The organism is Neobacillus niacini, assembly GCF_031457145.1.
In the GTDB taxonomy this organism is placed as follows: Bacteria; Bacillota; Bacilli; order Bacillales; family Cytobacillaceae; genus Neobacillus; species Neobacillus niacini_J.
In genome coordinates this window covers 177,069-192,926 of the sequence record NZ_JAVDVZ010000001.1, presented here as the reverse complement: position 1 = coordinate 192,926, position 15,858 = coordinate 177,069, and the positions used below count along the sequence as shown (strand labels likewise).

Here is a 15,858-nt window from a genome sequence, read left to right as displayed (position 1 = left end):
CTCATGCCACCCCCAATCTTTGCAATGCAAACTCTTCTGACGGTTCTAGCTTAATAATCTTAAACATCCCCGACATATCGAATAAACGTTGTATTGCAGGGGAAATCGCACAAACCACCATCTCACCATGCACCTGCTTTATTTGCTTGTACCGCCCTAAAATGACACCTAATCCAGAGCTATCCATAAAAGAAAGCTGCTCTAGATTTAAAACTATATGACGAATATCATTTTTTTCAATTGCATTAGCAGCTTGTTCACGCAATTCGTCCGCTGTATGATGATCTAGTTCACCACTTAAACGCAAGCATAAAACATCATGTTTTATTTCCATTTCAATGTTAAGACTCACTATCCCTAGCCTCCTTCATCTGGTATAGTGAGTCAATTCGTTACCGTTAGAGCAATCTCCTTCTATCAAGACAAAACTAGTTGATTTTTGCTAAAAAAAGTTAGTTTTCGACAATTAAAGAAATATTATTTTCCAGCCTTTGTAAACATTCCAAATGAGCGTTTATAAAGTGTCCACCAGCTTGCTTCTTTTACGGCATTTCTCGCAACTAACTCACTTTCAAGGACAACCTTTCCATCTTTCAGGAGTTGGATGGTCCCAACCTTATCTCCTTTTTCAATGGGGGCATCAAGGTTTTTATCAAGAGTGACTTTCCGTGTTACATCCTCCGTTTTTTCGCCTTTTTTAGTGAGTAAGGATAGAGGTTCACTCGTTATGGCCTCAACTTTCTTGTCCTTCCCCTTATTTACATGGGCATTGCCAATCACTTGGTTTCGTTTGAACATTGGGTGTGTTTGATATTGGGCAAACGCGTGGTTAAGCATCTTTGTCACTTGGGCATTTCTTTCTTTGGAGGTTGGTGCTCCAAAAACGACTGCAATGACACGCATACCATCCTTTTGAGCAGTTGCTGTCAAACAATATTTTGCCTCAGCTGTGTAGCCTGTTTTCAGACCATCTACCCCTGGATAAAAGCGTACTAATTTATTGGTATTAACCAGCCAGAATTTTTTGTCGGTATTTTCACGAAGATACGCTTCATACATACCAGTAAACTTTGTAATGTCTTCATATTTTAGTAGTTCCTTGGACATAATCGCCATATCATGCGCTGAACTAAAGTGACCGCTTCCCGGAAGGCCGGTTGTATTTTTAAAAATAGTATTCTTTAAACCAAGTTCTTTCACTTTGTTATTCATCATATCCACAAAGGCTTCTTCAGACCCTGCTATTTTTTCTGCCATAGCAACAGAAGCATCATTTCCTGAACCAATCGCAATGCCTTGGAGCATTTGCTTTACGGTCATTTCTTCTCCAGCTTCAAGGAAAATTTGCGAGCCTCCCATTGACGCAGCATACTCACTTGTTCGAACACTTTCATCCCATTTAAGTTTTCCTTGGTCAATTGCTTCCATAATAAGCAGCATGGTCATGATTTTTGTCATGCTCGCTGGTGGCAGCTCCTCATTACTATTTTTTTCATAAAGAATTTGACCTGTATCACGCTCAATTAATATCGCTGATCTTACGTTATTAGTGATATCGGTGCTTGGTTTTTCTTCTGCAGTTACGGATGGTATCCATAAACTTGTCAAAAACAAGGCTATTACTAGTAAAGAGAAATATCGTTTCATTCGCATAACCCTCCATTCTTTATATAGATTCCATTTTTTCCAAATTCAACAACTTTATACAGTATTTTCCTATTAATAAAAATAAAAAAAGCCCAAGTATATACCTGGGCTTCTGCCTACTAAAAACTATTCTGTTATTTCGCCATGAATGAGGATTGGTGCGTCTACTTTTTCGGGAGAAACAATGATGTTTTCATACAGCTTTTGCTTAACCTCATTTACATCTTCAAAATTACTGTATATCGTGACTAATGATTCGCCTTTTTTTACCTGATCGCCGATTTTCTTTCTAAGGACAAGCCCTACAGCTAAATCAATTACGGACTCTTTTGTCGCTCTTCCTGCTCCTAATATCATTGCAGCCGTACCTACTTCATCTGCAACGATTTCAGAAACATAACCATCTTCCTTCGCTTCTAATTCAAACGTGAATTGAGCCTGCGGCATTTTGGAAGGATCATCGACAATTGAGGCGTCTCCTCCTTGTGAGCTTAAGAATACCTTTAATTTTTCAAGTGCAGATCCGTCTTTAATGACATTTTCAAGCATTGTGCGTGCTTCGTCTAATGAACTCGCTTTTTCAGCTATGTAAACCATATGACTACCAAGCGTCAAACAAAGCTCTGTTAAGTCCTCAGGACCTTCCCCCTTTAAAGTATCAATCGCTTCCTTCACTTCAAGAGCATTCCCGATAGCATAACCAAGTGGCTGACTCATATCAGAAATGACCGCCATCGTCCTTCTGCCAACATTGTTTCCAATACCTACCATCGCTTTAGCTAATTCTCGTGAGTCATCAAGTGTCTTCATAAAGGCACCAGCACCAGTCTTTACATCTAAAACAATTGCGTCAGCACCAGCAGCAAGTTTTTTGCTCATAATCGAGCTGGCAATTAACGGAATACTATTTACTGTTGCTGTTACATCTCTTAACGCATATAACTTTTTATCAGCGGGGGTTAAGTTACCACTTTGACCAATTACCGCAATCTTGTTTTTGTTTACCAATTCAATAAATTCCTCGTTCTCAATTTCAACATGGAACCCTTTTACTGCTTCTAATTTGTCAATCGTTCCCCCAGTATGACCTAAACCGCGTCCTGACATCTTTGCAACAGGAACATCCAATGCTGCAACAAGCGGTCCGAGAACAAGTGTTGTTGTATCGCCGACCCCGCCAGTAGAATGCTTATCTACTTTAATACCTGTTATTTGTGATAAATCAATTTGATCGCCTGATTCGACCATTGCCATGGTTAAATCAGCTCTTTCTTTTTCAGTCATTCCTTTAAAAAAGATAGCCATCATCAGGGCACTAACTTGATAATCGGGAATTGATTCATTTGTATATCCATTAATAATAAATTTAATTTCTTCTGTTGTTAGTTCATACCCATCACGCTTTTTTTCAATTAAGTCAACCATTCTCATCTATATTCACCACTTTATTTAGAATCACATTACAGGATTATTTCCCAATTGTTTTAACGATTTCTTTTATATAGGAAAGGAAGTTCTCTTTTACTCTTTCTGTTGTTTCGATTACTTCTTCATGTGATAAAGGCTGGTCAAGAATCCCTGCAGCCATATTTGTAATACAAGAAATTCCGAGAACCTTCAAACCACTATGCCGAGCAACAATTACTTCTGGTACTGTTGACATCCCCACAGCATCCCCGCCAAGTGTTCTGACCATTCTAATTTCAGCAGGCGTTTCATAAACTGGTCCCGAAAATCCAAAATAGACGCCTTCTTTTACATCAATATTTAAGCGGGCAGCAATTTCTTTTGCTGCATTCCTTAAATCTTTGGTATAAGCTTCTGACATATCTGGGAAGCGCGGACCAATTTTTGAATCATTCGGACCAATCAATGGATTCGTCCCTGTAAAATTAATATGATCACTAATAATCATCAGGTCTCCTGCTTCGAAACTTTCATTCACTCCGCCTGCAGCATTCGTTACGATTAACATGTCGACACCTAATTCTTTCATAACTCGAACAGGGAAGGTCACCTTGTCCATTCCATACCCTTCATAAAAATGGAAACGACCTTGCATCGCTACCACTTCAACTCCTTCAATTATCCCAAATACAAGTTGACCAGCATGTCCCTCAACCGTTGAAATTGGAAATTTAGGTATCTCGTTATAAGGAATTTTAACAGGGTTTTCAATTTCATCCGCTAGAACACCAAGACCTGAGCCTAGAATAAGTCCAATCTTTGGTGTGTTAGCATATTTCTGTTTTAAGAAGCTTGATGCTTTTTGAATTTTTTTAATTCCCATTTTCATTCTCCTTTAAGTTAGTTCATTTAAAAAGCTTTTTCCGAAGTTAGGCATTTTCACATTAAAGTTGTCTGCAACCGTTGCACCAATGTCAGCAAATGTCTCTCTAATCGGCAATTCTTTTCCAGTTGACATGTTTTTAGAGTAAATAAGTAAAGGTACATACTCACGTGTATGGTCTGTTCCAGGCGCAACTGGATCATTACCATGATCAGCCGTAATGATTAATAAATCATCTTCTTTCATCTTTGCAAAAACTTCTGGCAGGCGTGCATCATATTCTTCAAGTGCTTTCCCATAGCCTTCGGGGTCGCGGCGGTGTCCGTATAATGCATCAAAATCAACCAAATTTAAGAAGCTCATTCCAGTAAAATCCATATCAAGTGTTTGGACTAGTTTATCCATACCATCCATATTAGAAATTGTTCTTAGAGACTGTGTTACTCCTTCACCATCAAAAATATCTGAAATTTTCCCAATCGCAATTACATCTAAACCAGTGTCCTTCATCTCACTCATAACCGTTCTATCAAAGGGTTTTAATGCATAGTCGTGACGATTAGCTGTTCTTTTAAAATTACCTGGTTCACCTAAGAATGGCCGAGCAATAACACGTCCGACCATGTATTTTTCATCAAGAGTTAATTCGCGAGCAATTTTACAAATTTTATATTGTTCATCAATTGGAATTATATCTTCATGTGCTGCTATTTGAAGCACTGAATCTGCCGAGGTATAGACAATCAATGCTCCGGTTTTCATATGCTCTTCCCCTAGTTCAACGAGGATTTCTGTTCCACTAGCTGGTTTATTTCCAATAATCTTTCTTCCCGTGCGTTCTTCTATTTCAGAAAGTAGCTCATCCGGGAAACCATCAGGAAATACACGAAAAGGGGTTTGGATATTCAACCCCATAATTTCCCAGTGACCAGTCATGGTGTCCTTGCCATTCGACGCTTCCATCATTTTTGTAAAGTATGCCAATGGTTTTTCTGCCTTTTCGATTCCCTTAATTTCACGGATATTGCTCAAACCTAATTTCCCCATATTTGGCATGTTTAGGCCGTTCATACTTTCTGCAATATGACCAAGTGTATCCGCACCTTTGTCACCAAATTTATCTGCATCCGGTGATTCCCCAATACCTACAGAATCCATGACAATTACAAAAAGACGTTTATATGTATAAAAAGACATGCTAGTCTTCCTCCTTTTTCTGTATTGAATCTTTTGCTAATTATTAAGAATAGATTACCCTTATTAAAATAGGATTATGATTACTTTAATACATCTAATGTCAGAAGTCTGACCTCTATAGTTTACTAAAATCTTGTAAAATTACAAGAAAAAGCTGCCACTAATTTCGGCAGCTTTTCAACAGTTTTGAACTTTTTATTGAAACTATGATTCTATCAAGCTCTTGGATGGAATTTGCTATAGACATCCTTCAACCTTGATTTCGATACATGAGTATATATTTGTGTTGTAGAGATATCCGCGTGCCCCAGCATTTCTTGAACAGCCTTTAAGTCAGCTCCATTTTCCAAAAGATGTGTCGCAAATGAATGACGTAGTGTGTGTGGAGTCAGTTCATTCTGGATTCCCGCTTCTTTAGCCAGCTTTTTTAAGATTTTCCAAAACCCTTGACGTGTTAATCGTTTTCCATGGTGGTTTAAGAATAAAGCACTCTCAAGAATTTCATTTTTTGCAGTGAAATTTGCTCTCCCATGTTCAATGTAACGTTTTAGTGCCTCAGCCGCTGTTTTACCAATTGGAATAACTCGCTCTTTATTACTTTTACCGGTAACATGGATAAACCCCATTGTTACATTCACATGCTCTAAATCAATTTGAATAAGTTCACTGACACGAATACCCGTTGCATAAAGTAACTCTAGCATCGCCTTGTCCCGTAAACCAAAATGCCCTTGTCCATTAGATAAGTCTAAAAGTTTTTCTACTTCCTCTAAACTTAATACCTTTGGCATTGATCTCTCTGACTTAGGAGTTTCGATAAGGACAGATGGATCCTGGTTTGTTACCTGCTCACGTAATAAAAATTGATGAAAAGCACGAATAGATGCAACATGTCTTGCCAAAGTTTTTGCAGATTTCCCTTGCTCTTTTAAAAAGGACAAGAACTGGACAATATGAACCCGCTGAACATAATTCAATGTTTCGACTGCTTCCACATGTTTTATATATTGAAGATAGCTTTTCAAATCTCGTTCATATGAGAGCAACGTATTCTTCGCCATCCTTTTTTCTACTTGCGAAAACTGTATAAACTTTTTTAAATAATCATCCATTACGATTACTCCCCATTTAAGTAAAACAAAATCAGCCGATCCAGCCAAGAAGGGTTTTGCTCAGTATTTAGTGTGGAAACCTTTAAAGCAGAACCTTCCGGTGACTCATAGCGATGATAATTTTGATACTCCTCATTTACCCACATAATACCATAATAAAAGAGTACAGTGCACCCAGTGAATATAATAAAAACCTTTAAGGTTTGTAATATTACTTTAATAAAAGAGAACATTTATCTTCCCCCAAACAGTTAGCCTAGTAAAAGATATGCCAATTTGTCCAACTTTTATACCTATAATAACTATTTTCGGGGAATAAATTTAGAATTGTAAGAAAAATGATAGACTTGAACTACCCCTCCTTATCAAATCTTACGCTCTGATTGAAGAAGGGGTTTCCTATAAACACCAAAGTATCCTTCAGTTTTCTTGATAGGCTAGCTCCGCAGTCCCTGCGGTTAGAAGTCTTATAGCTTCATTTTTAAGATTGATACTTGCGTTAATATCTCTGTTCTCATGATAGGTATGGCATTTGGGACATTCCCATTCACGTAATCCAAGATTTTTAACGTCTTTGTTTTGATAGCCACAACAAGAACAAAGCTGACTGCTGGCGAAGTTCTTTGCTACGGTTATGACTTGTCTACCGTACCATCTCGCCTTGTATTCAATCATACTTTTGAATTGTGACCAAGATACATCACTAATCGCTTTGGCAAGATGATGATTCTTCAGCATGTTTGATACTGACAAATCTTCCATCCCAATAATGTCGTGGTTTTTGACAATTTGAGTGGAGATTTTGTCTAAATAGTCTTTTCTTGCGTTCGTTATTCTTTCATGGATACAAGCGACTTTTCTTTTAGCTTTGTACCAGTTTGCACCGCCTATTGTTCGTCTGCTCATCACTTGTTGTGCTTTGGCTAACTTTTCTTCTAATTTACTGAAAAACTTTGGATTGGAATAGATCGTTCCATCTGAAAGAATGGCAAGGTCTTTAATGCCGACATCTATTCCAACGACAGCGTTTATTTTAGGTAATTCTGCTACTTCTATTTCTGTTCCTAGAGAAACAAAATATTTACCAGAAGGATTGCGTCTAATGGTTGCATTCAAAATTCTTCCTTCTACTTCACGACTTTTCGCAAAACGGACAAGTCCTAGCTTTGGTAATTTTACATAGTTGTTCATGACCGTTATATTCCCATTCGTCTGTTTAGTGGTATAAGATTGTACTCGATTCTTTTTTGATTTAAAACGTGGTTTTTTATTCTGCTTTTTGTAAAAGCGATTATAGGAATCCGCTAAGTTCTCAACTGATTTTTGCAAAGCGATACTGTCGACTTCTTTTAAAAAAGAATAATGTTTCTTAAGTTCAGGCAGTGATTTTACTGTTTCGTATTTGTTAAGGAATTGGCCCCTCCAGTTATTTATCGGAAGTTGACCTTTTTGAACCATTTCTTCGACTATACACCAATAGGCATCTTTTTCTTGTTGTTTGCCTAGAAAAAAATTGAATACAAATCTTGAACAACCGATGGTTTTATTAATTAATTCGATCTGTTTTTTTTTTGGATAAATACGAAATTTATAGGCTTTGTTGATCAGCATGAATCTCACCTCACCAAATAGAAACATTTGTTCTTATTATACCATGGTGAGGTCCTTTTTGGCTAACGCCAACCGACATTCATATCCGACCTACTCATTGGGCTTCGCCCTTCACATTCCTTGAGGTAGGAGTCTTCTGTCGGAGAACGATAAAAAAAGCCCTTTACTCAAAAAGGACTTCGTGTATTATATGTTATTTTCCTCTGCATTTCCCTTATCTTTGCAACGATAACAGATGCCATGAAATGTGAGGCGGTGATCTTTTATTATGAAATTCCACCTGCGTTCGACTGTAGCCTCCACATCTTCAAGAAGGTCTTCTTGAATTTCATCAACTGCACCGCATTCAATGCAAACGAGATGATGATGAAAATGAGCTGCCCCTTCTTGGCGAAGGTCATAACGTGAAACTCCATCACCAAAATTAATTTTATCTACAATTTTTAATTCAGTTAGTAATTCAAGTGTACGATATACAGTTGCTAATCCGATTTCAGGGGATTTTTCCTTAACGAGGAGGTATACATCTTCTGCACTTAAATGATCCTCTTCATGCTCTAACAATACCCGTACGGTTGCTTCACGTTGAGGTGTTAGCTTATAGCTTGATGAATGCAACTGCTTTTTAATTCTCTCAATTCTAGTTTCCATCCCGAAGTCCCTCCCTCGCCGCTGCTATTCTCATTATAACAGATGAGAAAGAGGTGTCAAAATAAAATTATTATAAACAAGTGGTTATATTAATTATTATTTAATTATTATTATAAATTAAGTGATCCCATCATGGTTTTCATCAGCCAAGGTGATACATATGCCTCAACTCCAGAAGCCGCAGAAATAAGAACAACAGCTACAACGAAGGTTAATATATAGTTCTTAAAAAATGGCAGGATAGGCTGTCCAGATTTCTTAAAGAATTGTTTTTTAATCATTCTCAATGAGAATATAACAGATAATGCAGCCATCATAATGAAAACGGGAATGATAATCAGATTTTGTGGCAAAATGGACACAAATGCAAGTAAAAATCCTTTTATCCCCAATTGACTTACAAGGAAACCAACAGTAAAACCAACCACCAAACCTTTAATAAATAAGACAATGAGGATTACCGGCAGTCCAATGATCGATATTCCCAAAATCCAAATCAGCCCAATAAACTTGCTGTTATGAAGAAAGCTTTGTGCAAATAAATCATTATTTTCTGCAACTTTTCCATTTAAAATTTGACCAAAGAACTGTGAAAGATAATAAAATAAATCTTCTTTTTGGGTGATACTCATGCTGTTGACGACAATAGCACCAAAAATCACACCCATTAAAAATAAAATGACAATAAATAAAAAAATTGAGGAATGTTCACGGAAATAACTGGCGGCATCGTTCGGGTACAATCGTTTCTTCATCTGCGGTTCCTCCTATTTTTCTCGGTATAAGTTATTACATTTTATGCGGTTCTAGTATTTCTATGACGATAAATTAATAGAATTAAATTTTTAAAAGAGAGAGATGTGGGGCATCGCAGATATATTTGATTTATCGCAGATATAATTCCATTTACGCAGATATATTTGGTTTATCGCAGATAAACTCCATTTAACGCAGATATATCAGTTTTTCGAGTCGATTACGACTAAAAACCCGGCAGATTTTAGTGACTCTGCCAGGTTTTTAAATAGAGATATGAAATTAATCGGCTATTTTTCCGTATTTTCCACCGCCGCCTGCAGCTAAGTTTACTTTTCCTTCTCGGGCTTTCATGATGAGGTCTGCTATTTTCGCTGGAACTACTTCAATCAATACTTCAAAAGGAACTTCGTGTAAAATTGCCATTTCCGAACCAAAATGATTGACCAGCTTTTCAAGCAATTTTGGTCCTAACCCAGGGATAAATTCGAGCGGGACTTGATGGACATATGGAGGACGTCCTTCCGGGCTTTGTTCAGCTGTCTTCAATTCAAGGATACGGTCCGCTACACCTTTAATGATCTTTCTATTACCGCACTGACTGCAAATTTGGTCTTTCTCGCCAGCTGGATGCAGACATTCTGCACAGACGGTTTTGTGATATTTTCCAAGGAGCGGATCTAGACCATAATTCGCTACAATCTGTCTTCCATCTTTCTTTTTCAAAGCCTTCTCTAATTCTTTAAATGAAGGTTCCTTCATTGAGATAACCTGATATTCGCGGGCAATTTTCGCTAATGAGTGGGCATCAGAATTAGTCACAAAGGTATAGTCGTGTAATTCTTTTATTTGGTCCGCCATTCTTGTATTAGAACTCAACCCTAGCTCAATCCCATCTATAAGGGCGGGTTCAAAAACTTCTGTTAGTGATTTATTGACACCTTTCCCGTAAAGACTTTTAAAAGGAGTAAACACATGGGCAGGAATAAATAATCCACCCATTCCTTTTACTTTACTTTGTAATTCGAGACCTGACGCATATATCCGCTGCGAACTCAATTGAACATTTTTTAGATGAGCGGATAGCCAATTAGAGAACTCTCTCATGATGGCGATAGTAGGAAAATAACATAGTACATGGATTGGTCCATTGCATTGTTCATCATAGATTTCTAACTCCGAACCGAGAATCACCGTTAAATCACCAAATACCAAGCCGCCGTCTGGATGTTCAACAATGTCTCCACTCGAAACCAAGCTCTCCATTTCCAGAATAACTTCTGGTGAATGACTATCTATAATTCCAACCATATTCAGACCTTTTTCATGGCGCGCATGCTCAATGATGTTTGTAAACGTTAATGATTTGGCACCGGTTATTTTTACAGGCTTCCCCGTCCATGTTCTTCCGATATGAATATGTAAATCTACATAATATCGTTTCATTTTTTCGCTAACGCCTCTTGTAGTTGCAGGTATTGAACAGCATAGGCAGTTTTGGCATCAAAGATTTTTTTATCCTTAATATATTGAACCGCTTCATCAAGAGTTATCTCTTCGAGGTTTACAAATTCATCTTCATCCAGCGTGGCGGGATTTTCCTTCTTCGTTAATCCTTTGGCAACAAACAGATGAACGATTTCATCCGCAAATCCAGGAGATGTGTAAAACGAGACGAGAAGCTCCAGATTTTCACATTCATACCCTGTCTCTTCTTCTAATTCTCTGCGCGCACAAAGTGCAGGCTCTTCGCCTTTTTCTAGCTTTCCAGCTGGTATTTCAACGATAGTCCGTTCCAGTGCTTTGCGGAATTGCTCTACCATCACAATTTTATTATTATCGGTAACCGCCAAAATAGCGACTGCACCTGGATGTTTTATAATCTCCCGTTTGGACTGTCTTCCATTTGGAAGTTCAACATCCTGAAGGTGAAGGCTAATCACTTTACCTGAAAATATTTCTTCGCTATGTATCGTTTTTTCATTAAGATTACCCATCTATGTCAACTCCTGTTCTAATTCGGTATGTGCACCTCATACATTTTACCATACATTATTTGGAGGGGTATGGATGAAGGTATACGTGCATGATAAAGGGATTATTCTTGTAGGTAAGGGATGGGAAATTATCCAAAAGATAAAAGAATATAATAAAGAATTTTCTACTGTTTCCGAATGGATAGAAAATGTTGCGGCTAAATAACCCTTTCCATTTGTAGTCTCCCCCGTTCTTTACTAAAATTATAGAAAAGGACGGGGTGATGATTTGAAAAAAAGAAAACTCGGAAACTCTGATTTATGGGTAACAGAGTTAGGCTTAGGCTGTATGTCAATTGGTACAGAAGAGAGAGCTGCTAGGGAGATAATTGAGACTGCTTTGGATGAGGGAATCAATTATTTTGATACCGCAGACTTATATGATTTTGGTGAAAATGAAAAAATCGTCGGCACTGCCTTAAAGGAAGTACGTGAACACGTAATTCTTGCCACAAAGGTTGGAAACCGTTGGAAGCCTGATCAGTCTGGGTGGTCTTGGGATCCGTCCAAACATTACATAAAGGAAGCAGTCAAACAAAGTTTGACACGATTGGGCACGGATTATATTGACCTTTACCAGCTGCATGGCGGTACGATTGAGGATCGAATTGATGAAACAATTGAAGCATTTGAGGAATTAAAGTCTGAAGGCTATATCCGCTATTATGGAATTTCATCGATTCGTCCTAATGTCATACGTGAATATGTAAAGAAATCTCATATTGCCTCTTGTATGATGCAATATAGTATTTTAGACCGACGCCCAGAAGAAGAAGCATTGCCGCTTCTACATCAGCAAGGAATAAGCGTAGTAACCCGCGGTCCTCTCGCAAAAGGACTATTAAGTGATAAAATGCTTGAAAAGGTGGCACAAAAAGGCTATCAAGACTATAGTCAGAAAGAGCTACTTGAAGTGTTACCGGCACTGAAGGACAAGTTGGCTGCACAACGCTCTTTTACAGAAATTGCACTTCAATATAATTTGGCCAATCCTGCTGTTGCCTCGGTTATTACGGGGGCAAGCAGTCCGGAGCAAGTAAGAAGCAATGCCCGAGCTATTAAAAGCCAACCACTAACAAAAGAAGAACTTTCTTTAATAAAAAAAATTTCAAAAGCTAATGCCTATCAAGAACATCGTTAAAAAGGTAGAAAACTTCTTATGAAAAATATATTAGGGCTGTTCCATAGCGAACAGCCCTAAATACTTTACAGTTATTATGACACAACATTTTCTACATTTTTAGTTACTTGAACTTTAACTGGTGCAGTTTCTTTCAGGAATAAAGCAAACAAGCAAGCAACAAGCGCACCACAAGAACTAATCAATAGCGGCGCTGCTAGTCCCCAAGCATCCGCTGCCATACCTGTAAATAATGGGCTTAATACGCCTCCAACAATTTCCGTAGAAGCTAGGATTAACCCCATCGTAGCCGCTGCATATTTTACCGGTACAGATTCCGATGGAATAATGGTTGTTAACATTGCTAATGCACCAATACCTGATACTAAGATGAATAGTAATACACACATTAATACAAGATTATCAACGTAAATAATAACGAATGGTGCAAATACAGTTAAAATCATGAATCCAAAAGTAGCAGGTTTACGTCCAATACGATCTGAAATGGCTGGAACAATGAATCCCCAAACCGCGATCCCCGCTCCAAATGCCGCCATTACAAAACTCATCGTACTTGCAGACAATCCTTTTACATTCACTAAATACAGAGGCGTAAAGATTGAGAAAGGTAACAGGAATACCCATAAGCTAGAAGCAATGACAAGACATAACCAAACGTTTCGCTTCTTCATGATAGCTTTTAAGCTCACCTTTTCAGCCTTAGCTGCTGGAGAATTTGATACTTCCTGATTGTTTTTAGGGTTTTTTACAGTCTTCCAAATAAAGAAAGTGATTACAAGTCCAGGTATTATGGTTAAATAAAATGCTGTTTTCCAATCAAACGCATTTGCTAAAGCTACAATTACAATTGGTGCCAGTAAACCACCAAACACACCATAAGAAGTACCTGTCGTAAATCCTAAGTTAAAGCCCAGGCGCTTTTTGGTTGATTCTTGAGCCAAAATAGATGAAGTGATAGGGATAATCGGTCCTTCAGCAAACCCCATCAGTAAGCGAAGGATTAGTAGGGAACCAAATGTTGCAGTTAGACCGTGTGCAAACGATAGTAAGGAGAATAACAGTACAAAAATTAGTAGAACTGCAGTTTTACTTTTCACCTTGTCAGATAAATAGCTTACAAGCGGGCTCGAGATTGCCCAGCTGATTGCTAAAGCAGAAGCTAGTAATCCAATTTGGGTATTTGTTAAACTAAAATCCTCCTGTATATATGGAATAAGGAAATTAATAGCTAGTCTATCAAAGAATACAAATCCAATTGTAAAGAAAAAAATTGCTACTAACTTATTTTCATAATTCCAAAATTTGCGGTTTCCCATTTTATCACCCTGTCCTATTTAAATTTGATTTTTATACCCAATGGATATTGATTTCTTTAAAAAAGGCTTAACGTCAATACTTTTGACGAAAGCCTTTCCTAATATTCAACCAACTACAAGCCTTTTTGATACAGTTCTTTAATATCTTTTTTCAAAATAATTGAAAGATGCATCATTATTAAAGGATGAACGCCTGCTTCATATAGTTTTGTAGCCTGGCAAGAAATCACCGCTTCTCTTTCCTCTCGAGTTAATCCATCGTTTTCAAATAGGGACATATCTCCTTCTAAAAATCTTGCTGTCTTTTCTTCATCCTTTGACAGTTGGGAGAGAAATTTATTGATCCGATAAGCGTTCATATCATCATTCACCGCCCATAAAATCCATGATTCCGATACCAGTTGCCCATTCTGTGACTGGTTCGTAGCAAAGAAGTTCGCGTTTTTCATTTGGACATGCACCTGCAACTGCAACCCAAGAACGAATTTCTAAGGCTCCGTTTCCAGCTTCTTTTTCAATCTCTTCATTGCTCCATTGTTGAATTTCTAGATTTTGATTTTGTAATAATTGATTGATAATGCGATGGTCAAATTCTTCTGCAATTTCCCCCATCCGTGGTACAGCTACCCAATGTGACAGCCCTCCGGTAGCAATTAGGGCCACTCTTTTATCCTCTTCCCATTCGTTTATCGCTTTCGCAATCATCTCCCCAAAACGATACATTCTTTTAAGAGGAGAGATTGGCGGAGTTGCAGCATTAATAAAGATCGGTACGATTGGAATATCCATTTGTGGTGTTAAATAATGAAGCGGTGCCATAAATCCATGATCCAATCTCATTTCATAGGAAGAAGATAGGTCAAATTCATTTTCTAAGCCATAGGTTAATAAGTGTTTCGCTAAAGGTTGATCCATAGGTACATCATATTGTGGAACCCCTGCATCTCCCCAACCTTTGCCTGTTTCACCAATGCCTATACAAATCGATGGCATGTTATCAAAAAAGAAGGTTTTTAAGTGATCAGCAGATAGAACCACTATCGTATCCACTTGTTTTTCTATCAGACGGCGTCCCAATTCTGAGAAAGCCTCAAAAACGTTGTGAGCTTGTTCTATCGGTGCTTTATCTTTCGCTCTTACCATAAGGGCAGTATGTGATACTGCCCCCGCCGCTACAATTTTAGCCATAGATATTCCCCCTATATTATTGAAGAACGCTAGATTTTAAACTTAGGATATACTGGTGAATCAATTGGTCAAATTCTTCAGGCTGTTCCCATTGCGGCCAATGTCCACAATCTTCCATTAAGTCAAATTTTGCACCCTTCACCAATTTACTCGCTCGTTCACCTGTCTGCCATGGCGTACTTGGGTTATGGCGCGTCCATACAATATAAGTTGGTACAGTGAACGCTTGAAGATGTTCCGGTCTGATGTACCATTTCGTTGCCCGTTCTGGATCCATCATGGCCTGAATTTTTGGCTGGATTCGCTGCCAATCTAGATTTGCATATAAGCGATAACGAATTTCAACTAGTTCTTCGGTGATTGATTTTTCTGGTTCATAGAATAACCACTTTAATCGTTCTCTTACAGAATCTCGGGTTACTTCTGTTGCAGAAGACCGTTTACTTAAATTACGCAGATTTTTTAGTGCATCCGATCTCGTAACATCAAAATCGTCTACTAATAGTCCAGCCCCTGTTACAGAGATGAATGAATGTACCAGTTCTGGATGATTGTAAGCTAACCAAAAACTAACCCAGCCACCCAGAGATTCACCAACAAAGTGAGCCTTTTCAACGCCCATTGCTTTCATTAAATCCTTCATATGTTGAACATAATCCGGAATCTCATAATCACAATCTGGTTTGTCTGTTAAGCCATGACCTAATAAATCTACTGCCACGACACGATAATGTTTCGATAAAGTGGTTACATTTTTAACAAAGGCTTCGGCATGTCCTCCGATGCCATGAAGGAAAAATACCGTTTCACCTTGACCTGCTTCAAGGCAGCGAGTTCGGACACCTCCTGCATCGTAATAACTAATCTGCCCACCAAGAAAATCTATCCAAGACGTATTCATTTTGATGAC

The 15,858-nt window shown here is 38.1% G+C and carries 18 protein-coding genes; 2 read left to right on the top strand and 16 right to left on the bottom strand.

Annotated elements, in window-relative coordinates; all coding sequences use genetic code 11:
* Nucleotide 1: 1 nt before the first annotated feature.
* The 12 genes from spoIIAA to J2Y03_RS00950 form a co-directional block, all read right to left on the bottom strand.
* A complete protein-coding gene (gene spoIIAA / locus J2Y03_RS01005) occupies nt 2-352 on the bottom strand; it encodes an anti-sigma F factor antagonist (RefSeq protein WP_132089761.1) in 351 nt (116 codons plus the stop codon).
* 125 nt (nt 353-477) lie between these two features.
* On the bottom strand, nt 478-1,647 hold the full coding sequence (locus J2Y03_RS01000; RefSeq protein WP_310189945.1) for a D-alanyl-D-alanine carboxypeptidase family protein: 1,170 nt from the start codon (nt 1,645-1,647) through the stop codon (nt 478-480).
* Between the two features lie 126 nt (nt 1,648-1,773).
* Nucleotides 1,774-3,078, bottom strand: coding sequence for a pyrimidine-nucleoside phosphorylase (locus tag J2Y03_RS00995; RefSeq protein ID WP_310189943.1), 1,305 nt, complete (start codon nt 3,076-3,078; stop codon nt 1,774-1,776).
* Nucleotides 3,079-3,115: 37 nt separating this feature from the next.
* On the bottom strand, nt 3,116-3,937 hold the full coding sequence (locus J2Y03_RS00990) for a purine-nucleoside phosphorylase (protein ID WP_310189941.1): 822 nt from the start codon (nt 3,935-3,937) through the stop codon (nt 3,116-3,118).
* Between the two features lie 12 nt (nt 3,938-3,949).
* Nucleotides 3,950-5,134, bottom strand: coding sequence for a phosphopentomutase (gene deoB, locus J2Y03_RS00985; RefSeq protein WP_310189939.1), 1,185 nt, complete (start codon nt 5,132-5,134; stop codon nt 3,950-3,952).
* A gap of 215 nt (nt 5,135-5,349) precedes the next feature.
* A complete protein-coding gene (gene xerD, locus J2Y03_RS00980) occupies nt 5,350-6,246 on the bottom strand; it encodes a site-specific tyrosine recombinase XerD (RefSeq protein WP_310189937.1) in 897 nt (298 codons plus the stop codon).
* Nucleotides 6,247-6,251: 5 nt separating this feature from the next.
* Nucleotides 6,252-6,479 carry a YqzK family protein gene (locus J2Y03_RS00975; protein ID WP_310189936.1) on the bottom strand — a complete coding sequence of 76 codons (228 nt, stop codon included), beginning with the start codon at nt 6,477-6,479 and terminating at the stop codon, nt 6,252-6,254.
* Between the two features lie 187 nt (nt 6,480-6,666).
* A complete protein-coding gene (gene tnpB, locus J2Y03_RS00970; RefSeq protein ID WP_310189935.1) occupies nt 6,667-7,857 on the bottom strand; it encodes an IS200/IS605 family element RNA-guided endonuclease TnpB in 1,191 nt (396 codons plus the stop codon).
* Nucleotides 7,858-8,043: 186 nt separating this feature from the next.
* Nucleotides 8,044-8,508, bottom strand: a complete 465-nt coding sequence (gene fur, locus J2Y03_RS00965; RefSeq protein ID WP_132089782.1) for a ferric iron uptake transcriptional regulator — start codon at nt 8,506-8,508, stop codon at nt 8,044-8,046.
* Between the two features lie 110 nt (nt 8,509-8,618).
* The gene (gene spoIIM / locus J2Y03_RS00960) at nt 8,619-9,263 is read right to left on the bottom strand and encodes a stage II sporulation protein M (protein ID WP_132089785.1); all 645 of its coding nucleotides are present in this window, start codon (nt 9,261-9,263) and stop codon (nt 8,619-8,621) included.
* A gap of 283 nt (nt 9,264-9,546) precedes the next feature.
* Entirely contained in the window at nt 9,547-10,710 is a 1,164-nt protein-coding gene (locus J2Y03_RS00955) for an endonuclease Q family protein (protein WP_310189932.1), read from the bottom strand.
* Nucleotides 10,707-11,261 carry an NUDIX hydrolase gene (locus tag J2Y03_RS00950; protein WP_310189931.1) on the bottom strand — a complete coding sequence of 185 codons (555 nt, stop codon included), beginning with the start codon at nt 11,259-11,261 and terminating at the stop codon, nt 10,707-10,709. Before J2Y03_RS00950 ends, J2Y03_RS00955 begins: the two co-directional genes overlap by 4 nt.
* Before the next feature lie 73 nt (nt 11,262-11,334).
* On the opposite strand from J2Y03_RS00950, the gene mciZ reads away from it, so the two are divergent.
* Both mciZ and J2Y03_RS00940 read left to right on the top strand, forming a co-directional pair.
* Nucleotides 11,335-11,466 carry a Z-ring formation inhibitor MciZ gene (mciZ, locus tag J2Y03_RS00945; RefSeq protein WP_310189930.1) on the top strand — a complete coding sequence of 44 codons (132 nt, stop codon included), beginning with the start codon at nt 11,335-11,337 and terminating at the stop codon, nt 11,464-11,466.
* A gap of 63 nt (nt 11,467-11,529) precedes the next feature.
* On the top strand, nt 11,530-12,441 hold the full coding sequence (locus J2Y03_RS00940) for an aldo/keto reductase (protein ID WP_310189929.1): 912 nt from the start codon (nt 11,530-11,532) through the stop codon (nt 12,439-12,441).
* Nucleotides 12,442-12,515: 74 nt separating this feature from the next.
* Here the strand turns inward: J2Y03_RS00940 and J2Y03_RS00935 are convergent, their stop codons facing one another.
* From J2Y03_RS00935 to J2Y03_RS00920, 4 genes are all read right to left on the bottom strand, one after another.
* A complete protein-coding gene (locus tag J2Y03_RS00935) occupies nt 12,516-13,760 on the bottom strand; it encodes an MFS transporter (protein ID WP_310189927.1) in 1,245 nt (414 codons plus the stop codon).
* Nucleotides 13,761-13,873: 113 nt separating this feature from the next.
* On the bottom strand, nt 13,874-14,131 hold the full coding sequence (locus J2Y03_RS00930; protein WP_310189926.1) for a hypothetical protein: 258 nt from the start codon (nt 14,129-14,131) through the stop codon (nt 13,874-13,876).
* Nucleotides 14,124-14,948: a DODA-type extradiol aromatic ring-opening family dioxygenase gene (locus J2Y03_RS00925; protein WP_310189925.1), complete on the bottom strand. Its 825-nt coding sequence runs from the start codon at nt 14,946-14,948 to the stop codon at nt 14,124-14,126. The genes J2Y03_RS00930 and J2Y03_RS00925 overlap by 8 nt, the downstream gene beginning before the upstream one ends.
* A gap of 16 nt (nt 14,949-14,964) precedes the next feature.
* Complete coding sequence (locus tag J2Y03_RS00920) at nt 14,965-15,849, bottom strand: alpha/beta fold hydrolase (RefSeq protein ID WP_310189924.1); 885 nt, start codon at nt 15,847-15,849, stop codon at nt 14,965-14,967.
* Nucleotides 15,850-15,858 lie beyond the last annotated feature (9 nt).

What these genes read in the sequence shown, in the direction of transcription:
- J2Y03_RS01000 (WP_310189945.1), bottom strand. Translation starts at nt 1,647, where the DNA reads ATGAAACGATATTTCTCTTTACTAGTAATAGCCTTGTTTTTGACAAGT.
- J2Y03_RS00995 (WP_310189943.1), bottom strand. Translation starts at nt 3,078, where the DNA reads ATGAGAATGGTTGACTTAATTGAAAAAAAGCGTGATGGGTATGAACTA.
- J2Y03_RS00990 (WP_310189941.1), bottom strand. Translation starts at nt 3,937, where the DNA reads ATGGGAATTAAAAAAATTCAAAAAGCATCAAGCTTCTTAAAACAGAAA.
- deoB (WP_310189939.1), bottom strand. Translation starts at nt 5,134, where the DNA reads ATGTCTTTTTATACATATAAACGTCTTTTTGTAATTGTCATGGATTCT.
- xerD (WP_310189937.1), bottom strand. Translation starts at nt 6,246, where the DNA reads ATGGATGATTATTTAAAAAAGTTTATACAGTTTTCGCAAGTAGAAAAA.
- J2Y03_RS00975 (WP_310189936.1), bottom strand. Translation starts at nt 6,479, where the DNA reads ATGTTCTCTTTTATTAAAGTAATATTACAAACCTTAAAGGTTTTTATT.
- tnpB (WP_310189935.1), bottom strand. Translation starts at nt 7,857, where the DNA reads ATGCTGATCAACAAAGCCTATAAATTTCGTATTTATCCAAAAAAAAAA.
- fur (WP_132089782.1), bottom strand. Translation starts at nt 8,508, where the DNA reads ATGGAAACTAGAATTGAGAGAATTAAAAAGCAGTTGCATTCATCAAGC.
- spoIIM (WP_132089785.1), bottom strand. Translation starts at nt 9,263, where the DNA reads ATGAAGAAACGATTGTACCCGAACGATGCCGCCAGTTATTTCCGTGAA.
- J2Y03_RS00955 (WP_310189932.1), bottom strand. Translation starts at nt 10,710, where the DNA reads ATGAAACGATATTATGTAGATTTACATATTCATATCGGAAGAACATGG.
- J2Y03_RS00950 (WP_310189931.1), bottom strand. Translation starts at nt 11,261, where the DNA reads ATGGGTAATCTTAATGAAAAAACGATACATAGCGAAGAAATATTTTCA.
- mciZ (WP_310189930.1), top strand. Translation starts at nt 11,335, where the DNA reads ATGAAGGTATACGTGCATGATAAAGGGATTATTCTTGTAGGTAAGGGA.
- J2Y03_RS00935 (WP_310189927.1), bottom strand. Translation starts at nt 13,760, where the DNA reads ATGGGAAACCGCAAATTTTGGAATTATGAAAATAAGTTAGTAGCAATT.
- J2Y03_RS00925 (WP_310189925.1), bottom strand. Translation starts at nt 14,948, where the DNA reads ATGGCTAAAATTGTAGCGGCGGGGGCAGTATCACATACTGCCCTTATG.
- J2Y03_RS00920 (WP_310189924.1), bottom strand. Translation starts at nt 15,849, where the DNA reads ATGAATACGTCTTGGATAGATTTTCTTGGTGGGCAGATTAGTTATTAC.